The sequence below is a fragment of the Pseudomonas sp. GW821-FHT02B10 genome (genome assembly GCF_059421865.1).
This window is the reverse complement of sequence record NZ_JBWKVU010000011.1, coordinates 199,958-211,609: the sequence shown is the minus strand read 5'-3', so window position 1 is coordinate 211,609 and position 11,652 is coordinate 199,958. Positions and strand designations below refer to the sequence as shown.

9 protein-coding genes are annotated in these 11,652 nt (G+C 62.2%); 5 read left to right on the top strand and 4 right to left on the bottom strand.

Going from position 1 to position 11,652, the window contains the following annotated elements:
• Positions 1–180: 180 nt before the first annotated feature.
• Entirely contained in the window at positions 181–1,470 is a 1,290-nt protein-coding gene (gene gltA / locus AC07VU_RS22705; RefSeq protein WP_007931493.1) for a citrate synthase, read from the top strand.
• A 287-nt stretch (positions 1,471–1,757) separates the two neighbouring features.
• On the opposite strand, the gene AC07VU_RS22700 is transcribed toward gltA, so the two are convergent.
• The 3 genes from AC07VU_RS22700 to AC07VU_RS22690 form a co-directional block, all read right to left on the bottom strand.
• Positions 1,758–3,416, bottom strand: coding sequence for a cation acetate symporter (locus tag AC07VU_RS22700; protein ID WP_274305959.1), 1,659 nt, complete (start codon positions 3,414–3,416; stop codon positions 1,758–1,760).
• Positions 3,413–3,724 carry a DUF485 domain-containing protein gene (locus AC07VU_RS22695; RefSeq protein ID WP_007931481.1) on the bottom strand — a complete coding sequence of 104 codons (312 nt, stop codon included), beginning with the start codon at positions 3,722–3,724 and terminating at the stop codon, positions 3,413–3,415. Before AC07VU_RS22695 ends, AC07VU_RS22700 begins: the two co-directional genes overlap by 4 nt.
• 191 nt (positions 3,725–3,915) lie before the next feature.
• The gene (locus AC07VU_RS22690; protein WP_007931479.1) at positions 3,916–4,767 is read right to left on the bottom strand and encodes a glycine betaine ABC transporter substrate-binding protein; all 852 of its coding nucleotides are present in this window, start codon (positions 4,765–4,767) and stop codon (positions 3,916–3,918) included.
• Between the two features lie 341 nt (positions 4,768–5,108).
• On the opposite strand from AC07VU_RS22690, the gene AC07VU_RS22685 reads away from it, so the two are divergent.
• Entirely contained in the window at positions 5,109–6,662 is a 1,554-nt protein-coding gene (locus AC07VU_RS22685) for a glycoside hydrolase family 17 protein (protein WP_495030514.1), read from the top strand.
• Positions 6,663–6,714: 52 nt separating this feature from the next.
• On the opposite strand, the gene AC07VU_RS22680 is transcribed toward AC07VU_RS22685, so the two are convergent.
• On the bottom strand, positions 6,715–7,086 hold the full coding sequence (locus AC07VU_RS22680; RefSeq protein WP_092418091.1) for a hypothetical protein: 372 nt from the start codon (positions 7,084–7,086) through the stop codon (positions 6,715–6,717).
• Positions 7,087–7,327: 241 nt separating this feature from the next.
• Between AC07VU_RS22680 and AC07VU_RS22675 the strand changes: the two genes are divergently transcribed.
• The 3 genes from AC07VU_RS22675 (at position 7,328) to AC07VU_RS22665 (ending at position 11,591) form a co-directional block, all read left to right on the top strand.
• A complete protein-coding gene (locus tag AC07VU_RS22675; RefSeq protein ID WP_007931472.1) occupies positions 7,328–8,626 on the top strand; it encodes a hypothetical protein in 1,299 nt (432 codons plus the stop codon).
• Positions 8,619–9,407: an MlaA family lipoprotein gene (locus AC07VU_RS22670; RefSeq protein ID WP_495030513.1), complete on the top strand. Its 789-nt coding sequence runs from the start codon at positions 8,619–8,621 to the stop codon at positions 9,405–9,407. The genes AC07VU_RS22675 and AC07VU_RS22670 overlap by 8 nt, the downstream gene beginning before the upstream one ends.
• Positions 9,408–9,560: 153 nt before the next feature.
• The gene (locus AC07VU_RS22665) at positions 9,561–11,591 is read left to right on the top strand and encodes an FUSC family protein (protein WP_495030512.1); all 2,031 of its coding nucleotides are present in this window, start codon (positions 9,561–9,563) and stop codon (positions 11,589–11,591) included.
• The last annotated feature ends 61 nt before the right edge of the window (positions 11,592–11,652 follow it).

Sequence of the window (11,652 nt, the reverse complement as noted above, 5' to 3'; positions counted from 1 at the left end):
AGCTCATTGCGTTAGGCGGATAAAAGGCGTAAATGGCGGGGAATTTCGAGGAAAAAGTCCGGTTAAAGCCTTCTGGGGCAAGACTTTAGGCAAATTGACATTCGGATTTATCTCACTATAGTGGTGCGGGCCCTGCGTGGGGGGTCTGTCTGATGATTTCAAGCATAAATAGGAGGCCACATGGCTGACAAAAAAGCGCAGTTGATCATCGAGGGCGCAGCCCCCGTCGAGCTGCCCATTTTAACCGGCACCGTTGGTCCCGATGTAATCGATGTTCGGGGCTTGACGGCCACGGGCCGCTTCACCTTTGACCCGGGTTTCATGTCGACCGCCTCCTGCGAGTCGAAAATCACCTATATCGACGGCGACAACGGCATTCTGTTGCACCGCGGCTACCCGATCGAACAGCTGGCTGAAAAGTCGGACTACCTGGAAACCTGCTACCTGCTGCTCAACGGCGAATTGCCAACCGCAGAACAGAAGGCCCAGTTCGTCGGCAACGTGAAGAACCACACCATGGTTCACGAGCAGTTGAAGACCTTCTTCAACGGCTTCCGTCGCGACGCCCACCCGATGGCGGTCATGTGCGGCGTAGTCGGCGCCCTCTCGGCCTTCTACCACGACTCCCTGGACATCAATAACCCGCAGCATCGCGAAATCTCCGCGATCCGCCTGGTTGCCAAGATGCCGACCCTGGCCGCGATGGTTTACAAGTACTCCATGGGCCAACCCATGATGTACCCGCGCAACGACCTGTCGTACGCGGAAAACTTCCTGCACATGATGTTCAACACCCCGTGCGAGATCAAACCGATCAGCCCGGTGCTGGCCAAGGCAATGGACCGGATCTTCATCCTCCATGCCGACCACGAGCAGAACGCATCGACTTCCACCGTACGTCTGGCAGGCTCCTCGGGCGCCAACCCGTTCGCCTGTATCGCTGCCGGTATCGCTGCACTCTGGGGCCCGGCTCACGGCGGCGCCAACGAAGCCGTACTGACCATGCTCGACGAAATTGGCGATGTCTCGAACATCGACAAGTTCATCGCCAAGGCCAAGGACAAGAACGATCCGTTCAAGCTGATGGGCTTCGGTCACCGCGTCTACAAGAACCGCGACCCGCGCGCCACCGTCATGAAGCAGACCTGCGACGAAGTGTTGAAGGAACTGGGCATCACCAACGATCCGCAACTCGAACTGGCCATGCGCCTGGAAGAGATCGCCCTGACCGACCCGTACTTCATCGAGCGCTCGCTGTACCCGAACGTCGACTTCTACTCAGGGATCATCCTCAAGGCCATCGGCATTCCGACCAGCATGTTCACCGTGATCTTCGCCCTGGCGCGTACCGTCGGCTGGATCTCGCACTGGAAAGAAATGCTCTCCAGCCCTTACAAGATCGGCCGTCCTCGCCAGCTGTACACCGGCTACGAGTCGCGCGACATCACCAAGCTGGAAGACCGCAAGTAAGACCTATTGCCTTGCGCTAACGTCTTGACTGCAGCGGATACGGCCTCTTTATAGAGGCCGTATTTGTTTGTGCTCCCCTCCCCCGCCATTTCCCTGTAGCTGCCTGCATTCGGCCGCACAGCGGATGTGGAATGCCAACTCCACATCACTCTCACGCTGAACGAGCTTGCGAGCGCTACGCACTCGATCGCAGGCTGCGCCAGCGGCTACAAAGGGCGACGCCAATAAAAATGCCCCTGTCTTTCGACAGGGGCATTGGGGTTTAACGCAGCTTATATATAGAAGCCTTAGTGCGATACCGCCCCGCTGGCTCCCAGGCCGGTCTGCGAACGCACGAACTGCGGGAAGAACAGCGCCCGCTCATTGTCAGCCGCAGTGGACTTGTCGGTGATGGAGAAGAACCAGATCCCGATAAAGGCAATGATCATCGAGAACAGCGCCGGGTACTCGTAAGGGAAGATGGCTTTTTCATGCCCCATGATCTGCACCCAGATGGTCGGGCCGAGGACCATCAGGCCCACCGCACTGACCAGGCCCAGCCACCCACCAATCATGGCGCCGCGGGTGGTGAGCTTCTTCCAGTACATGGAAAGCAGCAGTACCGGGAAGTTGCAACTCGCCGCGATGGAGAACGCCAGGCCGACCATGAACGCGATGTTCTGGCTCTCAAACAGGATGCCCAGGGCAATCGCCAGTACGCCCAGGCACACGGTGGTGATCTTCGAGACGCGGATCTCATCCTTCTCGTTGGCCTTGCCCTTCTTGATCACGCTGGCGTACAGGTCATGGGAAACCGCCGAGGCACCGGCCAGGGTCAGGCCAGCCACCACCGCCAGGATAGTGGCGAAAGCCACCGCCGAGATGAAGCCGAGGAACACGCTGCCGCCCACGGCATTGGCCAGGTGCACCGCCGCCATGTTGTTGCCGCCGAGCAGAGCGCCCGCCGCGTCCTTGAACACCGGGTTGGTGCTGACCAGGAGGATCGCGCCAAAACCGATGATGAAGGTCAGGATATAGAAGTAGCCGATGAAGCCGGTGGCATACAGCACGCTCTTGCGCGCTTCCTTGGCGTCGCTCACGGTGAAGAAGCGCATCAGGATGTGCGGCAGGCCCGCGGTACCGAACATCAGCGCCAGGCCCAGGGAGAACGCCGAGATCGGATCCTTCACCAGGCCGCCCGGGCTCATGATCGCTTCACCTTTGGGGTGAACCTTGGTGGCTTCGGAGAACAGCATGTTGAAGTCGAAGTTGACATGCTTCATGACCATCAGCGCCATGAACGAGGCACCGGACAGCAGCAGGACCGCCTTGATGATCTGTACCCAGGTGGTCGCCAGCATGCCGCCGAACAGCACGTACAGCACCATCAGGATACCCACCAGGATCACCGCCACATGGTAATCGAGGCCGAACAGCAGCTGGATCAGCTTGCCGGCACCGACCATTTGCGCGATCAGGTAGAACGCCACCACCACCAGCGAGCCGCAGGCCGACAGCGAGCGGATCTGGGTCTGCCCGAGGCGATAGGACGCCACGTCGGCGAAGGTGTACTTGCCCAGGTTGCGCAGGCGCTCGGCGATCAGGAACAGAATGATCGGCCAGCCCACCAGGAAGCCGATCGAATAGATCAGGCCATCGTAGCCAGAGGTGAACACCAGAGCGGAAATCCCCAGGAAGGACGCCGCCGACATGTAGTCACCGGCAATCGCCAGGCCGTTCTGGAAACCGGTGATCTTGCCGCCCGCGGCATAGTAGTCGGCCGCCGACTTGTTGCGCTTGGAGGCCCAGTAGGTGATGCACAGGGTGGCCCCGACGAACAGCACGAACATGATGATCGCAGAGACATTGAGGGGTTGTTTATGCACTTCGCCGGTCAGGGCATCGGCCGCCCAGAGACTGGGAGCAAAGGCCGCGACGCTAAAAAAAGCCAATAGACGCCGGATCATTGCTGAGCCTCCTTGAGAATCGCATTGTTCAGGTCGTCGAATTCGCCGTTGGCGCGTCGCACGTAGATACCGGTCAGGACAAAGGCCGCGACAATCAACCCGACACCAATGGGAATACCCCAGGTGATGGATGATTCAGGACTGAGTTTTGCCCCCAGCACATGGGGTCCGTAGGCAATCAGCAGGATGAAGCCCGAATAGAGCCCGAGCATGACCGCCGACAGTATCCAGGCGAATCGTTCGCGCTTGCTGACCAGCTCCTTGAAACGCGAGCTGTTTTGAATCGAGAGGTAAATGCTGTCGTTCATTGTTTTTATCCTCGCAGCACAGATTTTAGTTGGAACGTAGTCCACTCTATGCAGCTCTGGAGGCGGTTCCAGACGACCTTAGTATTAGAACGACAGTACCCCCGACACAGGCTTTTGCACCGAGCAAAACAAAAGGCCGCCGGGTGCGAACACCCGGCGGCCTCGAGACCTGCGAGCTAGACGCTTCCCGATCAGTTAGCGGTCCATTCGGCAACGCGCTCAGGGTGCTTGGCCACCCAGTCCTTGGCCGCCGCTTCCGGCTTGGCGCCCTCTTGAATTGCCAGCATCACCTCGCCGATTTCATCCTTGGAGGCCCACTGGAACTTCTTCAGGAAAGCCGCAACCTCCGGCGCCTTCTTCTCCAGGCCTTTGCTACCGATGCTGTTGACGGTTTCAGCGGCGCCGTAAACGCCTTTCGGATCGTCCAGGAAGCGCAGCTTCCACTTGGCGAACATCCAGTGCGGCACCCAGCCGGTGACCGCGATGGATTCGTTCTTCTCTTCGGCACGGGTCAACTCGGCAATCATTGCCGCGCCCGAGCTGGCTTGCAGTTTGTAGTCCAGACCGTAGTCCTTGATGGCCTGGTCGGTCTTGAGCATCACGCCCGAGCCGGCATCGATACCGACGATCTTGTTCTTGAAGGTGGTGTCACCCTTCAGGTCGGCAATGCTCTTGGCCTTGACGTACTCCGGTACGATCAGGCCGATTTTCGCGTCCTTGAAGTTGGGACCGTAGTCGACCACCTTGTCCTTGTTCTTGGTCCAGTACTCGCCGTGGGTCACCGGCAGCCAGGCCGACAGCATGGCGTCCAGCTTGCCGGTGGCCACGCCCTGCCACATGATCCCGGTCGCCACGGCCTGCAACTTCACGTCATAACCGAGTTTCTGCTTGATCACCTCAGACGCTACATAGGTGGTCGCCACGCTGTCCGACCAACCGTCGACATAGCCGATGCTCAGGGTTTTGCTATCGGCGCTAGCCAGGGTTGAACTGATCGCAAGTACCAGACCGGCACCTGCGCCTAAGAGTCGTCGCATCTTCATCGTTACTTCCCCGAAAGTGCTGCGCCCGACGGATGCCGAGCCGCGTCAACCTGTTGTTATGGTGCACAGCGCCCTCATCACGCCCCACCAACTTGCTCGAACATCAGCGCGATTGCCCTATGAGAGCTCTGACGCGTCGATCATCAACCTGACGCCAAAGGCGACCTGCTCTGACTGCGACCTCAAAACATTCAGCAACGACACCAGTTCGCCAGTAATCAGGGCATGCCCAAAACAGTCGCCCAATCCCGCCCGAACTTTGCATGTCAAAATCATGCAGGCCACCTGGGCAGCGGCAAATCCGGGTAAGATGCCCCGCTTTGTTTCCTGACGGCCTGACCATGCCCTCGATTGCCCGCTTCCCGCTCCTGCCCTATCTATTCGCCTGCCTGCTGGGAGTCTTCGCACTCTGCGGTTTCTGGTACGGCCTCGGCCAGCCGGTGGTGCTGCCGGATGTCGCCAGCGCCAGCCACAAGCTGCAATGCGCGTCCTACACGCCGTTCGACAAAGACCAGTCGCCCTTCGACCAGCCGTTCAAACTGCGCCCGGAGCGCATGGACGCCGACCTGGCGCTGCTGGCGACCCGCTTCGAGTGCATCCGCACCTACTCCATGACCGGCCTCGAAGCCCTGCCGGACCTGGCGCGCAAGCACGGCCTGAAACTGATGATCGGCGCCTGGGTCAACAGCAACCCGGTGGACAGCGAAAAAGAGGTCGACCTGCTGATCGCCTCGGCCAATGCCAACTCGGACGTGGTGAGCTCGGTGATCGTCGGCAACGAAGCCCTGTTGCGCAAGGAAGTCACCGGCCCGCAACTGGCCAGGCTGATCAACAAGGTCAAGGCTCACGTCAAGCAGCCGGTCACTTACGCGGACGTCTGGGAGTTCTGGCTCAAGCACCCGGAAATCGCGCCGGCGGTGGACTTCCTGACCATCCACCTGCTGCCCTACTGGGAAGACGATCCGTCCAACATCGATGCCGCGCTGAACCATGTGGCGCAGGTGCGCCAGGTGTTCGGCAACAAGTTCGCGCCCAAGGACGTGATGATCGGCGAAACCGGCTGGCCCAGCGAAGGCCGCCAGCGTGAAACCGCCCTGCCGAGCCGGGTCAACGAGGCCAAGTTCATCCGTGGCTTTGTGGTCATGGCCGAACAGAATGGCTGGCATTACAACCTGATCGAAGCCTTCGACCAGCCGTGGAAGCGCGCCAGCGAAGGTGCGGTCGGCGGTTACTGGGGTCTGTTCGATGCCGATCGCCAGGACAAAGGCGTACTCGCCGGGCCTGTGTCGAACCTGCCTTACTGGCCATTGTGGCTGGGCGTGGGCGGGGTGATCTTCGTTGCCACGCTGATCCTCGGTGGCCGGGTCCGCGGTACTCGCGCGGCGCTGACCCTGCCACTGCTCGGCGCCCTGGCCGCCTGCTCCATCGGCGCCTGGGGCGAGCTGGCGCGGGTCACCAGCCGCTTTGCCGGGGAATGGTTCTGGGCGGGCCTGCTGCTGGCCCTGAACCTGCTGGTGCTGGCACACGCGGCACTGAGCCTGAGCACCCGCGCCGGCTGGCGCCAACGTATGTTCAATCGCCTGGAAAAGCATGCCGGCTGGCTGCTCGCCGGCGCCGGTTTCGCCGCCGCGGTGATGATGCTGGAGCTGGTGTTCGACCCGCGTTATCGCAGCTTCCCCAGCGCCGCCCTGCTCCTGCCGGCCCTGGTCTACCTGTGCCGCCCGGTGCGGGTGCCGCGTCGCGAAATCGCCCTGCTGACCTTTATCGTCGGTGCCGGCATCGCTCCCCAGCTGTATCGCGAAGGCCTGGAAAACCAGCAGGCCTGGGGTTGGGCCCTGGTCAGCGTGCTGATGGTCGCCGCCCTGTGGCGCAGCTTGCGGGCTCGCAAAGCCTGACAGAAAAAAGGGATGACCATGGTCATCCCTTTTTTATTACCGGCGATTCGCCTCACGCCACCGCGCGAGGCGCCCTTACCAGTCGCAAGGCGCCGATCACGATGGCAAACACCGCCAGGCTGGTGTTGTAGAGCGCCAGCGCCGGGAAGCCGAACAGCAGCGCCAGCACCGCCAGGCCCCAGCCAGAACGGCCCGGCACCACGAAGGCGATCAGGGACGCCGCCAGCGCCACCCAGCCCATGACCTTGAAGTGGATCAGCAACCCCAGGCTGGAACGCGCCTGGCACTCCCAGCGGCTGGCCTCGTCGACACAGACGCCGACCCATCGAGCATCCTCCATGAAGCCATAGCGCACGCCATAACTGGCGGCCAGCCACAACGGCAGGACAACAAGCAGCAGAATCAGGGGAAGACGGCGGGACATGAAGCACTCCGATAAGCGAAAACGGCGCCCAGCATAATCGCCCGAGGCCGGTAAGCAAGCTTGTTACACAGATAACTGTTGAGCAAACAGCGGCAAAGTGTATCGTCTGGCGACTATTACCGCCGATCCGGCTTTGTCCTGCCTTGATCGTTTTTTGTGCCGAGCCATGGCACTTCGGCAGCAACCCGGTGGTCATAGCCTGCGAACTTCTCTCGGCACCTTCCTCTACAGGGATTTAGTCATGCTTCGTTCCTTGCGCTTCGCTGCCCTGTTTGGCGGCCTTATTTCGAGTGCGTCCGCGCTCGCGGTCGACATCGATGCCGCCAGCTATGGCTACCCCTTGACCAATCCGTTCGAGGCGACCATTGCCACCACTCCGCCGGACCTGCGTCCGAAGCTGCCGAGTGACGACGACATCAATCAGGCGGACCGCAGCCTGACCTTGCGCCCCGAGCGCGAGTTCATCCTGCCGGACAACTTCTGGGCCGTGAAGAAGCTCACCTACCGCATCGCCGAGCAGGACCATGCCGCGCCGCTGATCTTCCTCATCGCCGGCACCGGCGCGCGCTATGACAGCAGTCTCAACGAGTACCTGAAAAAGCTCTATTACCAGGCCGGCTACCACGTGGTGCAGCTGTCCTCGCCCACCAGCTTCGACTTCATCAGCGCCGCCTCGCGGTTCGCCACCCCCGGCGTGACCAAGGAAGACGCCGAAGACCTATACCGCGTGATGCAGGCGGTGCGCGCGCAGAACCCGAAACTGCCGGTCACCGACTTCTACCTCACCGGCTACAGCCTCGGCGCCCTGGATGCGGCCTTCGTCAGCAAGCTGGACGAAACCCGGCGCAGCTTCAACTTCAAGAAAGTCCTGCTGCTCAACCCGCCGGTCAACCTCTATACCTCCATCACCAACCTCGACAAGCTGGTGCAGACCGAGGTCAAGGGCATCAATAACACCACCACCTTCTACGAGCTGGTACTGAACAAGCTGACCCGCTACTTCCAGCAGAAGGGCTACATCGACCTCAACGATGCCCTGCTCTACGACTTCCAGCAGTCCAAGCAGCACCTGAGCAACGAGCAGATGGCGATGCTGATCGGCACCTCGTTCCGCTTCTCCGCCGCCGACATCGCGTTCACCTCGGACCTGATCAACCGCCGCGGCCTGATCACCCCGCCCAAGTACCCGATCAGCGAAGGCACCAACCTCACGCCGTTCCTCAAGCGCGCCCTGCAATGCGACTTCGACTGCTACCTCACCGAGCAGGTGATTCCGATGTGGCGCGCCCGCACCGACGGCGGCAGCGTGCTACAACTGATCGACCAGGTGAGCCTGTACGCACTCAAGGATTACCTGCAGGACAGCCCGAAAATCGCCGTGATGCACAACGCCGACGACGTGATCCTCGGCCCGGGCGACCTGGGGTTCCTGCGCAAGACCTTTGGCGACCGGTTGACGGTCTACCCCCATGGCGGCCATTGCGGCAACCTCAACTACCGCGTCAACAGCGACGCCATGCTGGAGTTCTTCCGTGGCTAAACATCTCCTGCTCATCGCTGCGTTGTTCTGCGCAGGCTATGCCAATGCCGACGACGGCCAGACCGCGACACCCGTGGTCGCGGACGGGGACGGCTTCACCCAACCGCTCAAGCAACTCAAGTTCAACCCGGGCCTTGACCAGCGCGAGTTCGAGCGCTCGACCCTCAACGCGCTGAACGTCTACGACCCGCTGGAGTCGTGGAACCGCCGGGTGTACCACTTCAACTACCGCTTCGATCAGTGGGTGTTCCTGCCGGTGGTCGACGGTTACCGCTACATCACCCCGAGCTTCCTGCGCACCGGTGTAAGCAACTTCTTCAACAACCTGGGCGACGTGCCGAACCTGGTCAACAGCCTGCTGCAGTTCAAGGGCCAGCGCTCGCTGAACACCACCGCCCGCCTGCTGGTCAACACCACCCTCGGTATCGGCGGTCTCTGGGACCCCGCCACCCGCATGGGCCTGCCACGCCAGAGCGAAGACTTCGGCCAGACCCTGGGCTTCTACGGCGTGCCGGGCGGCGCCTATTTCGTCCTGCCGATCCTCGGGCCCTCGAACCTTCGCGACACCGCCGGATTGGCCGTGGATTACACCACCGAGTCGGCGATCAACTTCCTCAACGTGTCCGAGGTCAGCTCGAATCACCCGGAACTCTGGGTCCTGCGCACTATTGACAAGCGTTATCAGACCAGCTTCCGCTATGGCCAGCTGGACTCGCCGTTCGAATACGAGAAAGTCCGCTACGTCTACACCGAATCGCGCAAGCTGCAAATCGCCGAGTGATCCCTCCAGGGCCCTGCCATCCGCGCAGGGCCCTTTTCTTCGCCCTCCCCTCACCACCTGTACCTTCTCCGGACCCGGAAAAATCCTCATTGGAATTTTCCAGGCAAGTAGATACGATGCTAATCATTAGCTAGCTATCTATGTGCCTTGCCAATGAAAAGCCTCGCCCTGCGAATCCCCGATTTCTGGCTGGCCGTCCTGGCTCCCAGCCGCAACGACCTGCTGTTCGCCATCAGGAACATGATCGCCGGGGTCATTGCCTTGTACCTGGCCTTTCGCTTCAACCTCGAGCAGCCGCAATGGGCCCTGACCACGGTATTCATCGTTAGCCAGCCCAGCAGCGGCATGGTCCTGGCCAAGGGCGCCTTCCGCCTGCTCGGCACCTTTAGCGGGGCCGTGGCCTCGATCATGCTGATCGGCCTGTTCGGCCAGGCGCCCCTGCTGTTTCTGCTGGCGATGGCGCTGTGGCTGGCCTTCTGCACCACCGGTGCCTCGCTGCTGCGCAATCACGCCTCCTACGGCTTCGTACTGGCCGGCTACACCGCAGCGATCGTCGCCCTGCCCGCCACCGCACATCCGCTGCTGGTGTTCGATCAGGCCGTGGCCCGCTGTTCGGAAATCAGCCTGGGGATCATCTGCGCGGCGATCGCCAGCACCGTGCTCTGGCCACGCCGGGTCGAACAGGCGTTGGCCACCCAAGGCAAGCTCGCGTGGCAAGCCGGCATGCGCGCCGCGGCCTCCGAACTGATCGGCCAGGACCAGCGCAAGGGGCTGCTGGAAGCCCTCGGCAAGCTGGTGGCGGTCGATGCCCAGCGCGATCACGCCTGGTTCGAAGGCCCCCAGGGACGGCGTCGTTCACAGGCCCTGCGAGTGCTCAGTCGCGACTTGCTGAGCCTGCTGCGCGCCGCCCGTGGCGTGGCCCGCCAGCGGCTGATGCTCGACAGCGCGGCGAATGCCAGCGTGGCTCCCCTGATCGAACAGCTGGCCACGGCCCTGGAACACAGCCACGAGCAAGACATCGCCCAACTGTCCTCACGCCTTCAAGAGGCGCTGCAGGACCGCAGCTTGCCTCAGGACGCGCATCTGTGCCTGATGCAACTGGCACAAGTGCCGGTGCTGCTCGAACGCAGTGCGCAAACCCTGCAGGCCGTCGAGCAAGCCCGAGTGCCCGATGGCGCGCCTGGCGCCCTGTCCTGGCACCGCGATATCGAGCAAGGCATTCTCGGCGGCCTGCGCAGCGCCCTGGCGTTTCTCGCCGTGGCCGGCTTCTGGGTGCTCTCGGCCTGGCCCTCAGGCCTGGGCGCGGTATCGATCTGCGGGGTGGTGCTGAGCCTGTTCGCCGGCCGGGAAAACCCTTCCGCCTCCAGCCTCAACTTTCTCAAGGGCATCACCCTGTCGGTGCCGGTCGCCGGCTTCGTCGGCCTGGGATTGCTGCCCGGTTGGGACGGTTTCCCGCTGCTGTGCGTGGGCCTCGGGGTGCCGCTGTTTTGCGCCTCGCTGTGCATGAGCAAGCCGCGGATGGCGCCGATCGCCTCGGCGTTCTGCATCTTTTTCATCAACAACGTCGGCCCCGGCAACCTGATGACCTACGACCTGGCCAACTTCCTCAACAAGGCCATGGCCACCCTGGTCGGCGTCGGCATCGCGGTCCTGGTGTTCCGCCTGGTCAGCCTCAACCCCGGCGAACATCACTATCGGCGGATGTTCCGCGCCTCGCTGTTCGACCTGGCGCAACTCACCTCGCGCCCGCTGGAGCAAGCCGAGAGCTGGTTCGGCGGGCGCATGGCCGACCGCCTGATCCGCCTGGCGCGCTATTCCGAAAGCCTGCCCCAGGAACGCCGCCAGCACTGGGACAACGGCCTGCTCGGGCTCGACCTGGGCGACGAACTGCTGCAACTGCGCGCCAGCCTGGGCGCGGCGACCGGCGCCCTGGCCGTGGAACGCGGGCACTACCTGCAAAGCATCGCCACGCTGCTCAAGTCAGGCGGACCGACGCCACGCCGTAGCGATCGACTGGACGCCCCGACCGTCGCCCTGCTCAAGGCCCTGGAACAGGCGCCGCAACTGCCGGAACAGGATCTGGAAATGGCCAGGGCGGCGCTGCTGCAACTGCAATTCACCTGGCACAAATGGTGCCGCCTGACTCGCCACGAACCCGGCGTGGCGGCTGTCGCCCAGGGGTAATGATCGGGCAAAAAAAACCACCACGCGCCGGTGGCGGCGGGTGGCGGCATAACGCCCTGCG

What these genes read in the sequence shown, in the direction of transcription:
- AC07VU_RS22685 (WP_495030514.1), top strand. Translation starts at nt 5,109, where the DNA reads ATGCCCTCGATTGCCCGCTTCCCGCTCCTGCCCTATCTATTCGCCTGC.
- AC07VU_RS22700 (WP_274305959.1), bottom strand. Translation starts at nt 3,416, where the DNA reads ATGATCCGGCGTCTATTGGCTTTTTTTAGCGTCGCGGCCTTTGCTCCC.
- gltA (WP_007931493.1), top strand. Translation starts at nt 181, where the DNA reads ATGGCTGACAAAAAAGCGCAGTTGATCATCGAGGGCGCAGCCCCCGTC.
- AC07VU_RS22690 (WP_007931479.1), bottom strand. Translation starts at nt 4,767, where the DNA reads ATGAAGATGCGACGACTCTTAGGCGCAGGTGCCGGTCTGGTACTTGCG.
- AC07VU_RS22680 (WP_092418091.1), bottom strand. Translation starts at nt 7,086, where the DNA reads ATGTCCCGCCGTCTTCCCCTGATTCTGCTGCTTGTTGTCCTGCCGTTG.
- AC07VU_RS22675 (WP_007931472.1), top strand. Translation starts at nt 7,328, where the DNA reads ATGCTTCGTTCCTTGCGCTTCGCTGCCCTGTTTGGCGGCCTTATTTCG.
- AC07VU_RS22665 (WP_495030512.1), top strand. Translation starts at nt 9,561, where the DNA reads ATGAAAAGCCTCGCCCTGCGAATCCCCGATTTCTGGCTGGCCGTCCTG.
- AC07VU_RS22695 (WP_007931481.1), bottom strand. Translation starts at nt 3,724, where the DNA reads ATGAACGACAGCATTTACCTCTCGATTCAAAACAGCTCGCGTTTCAAG.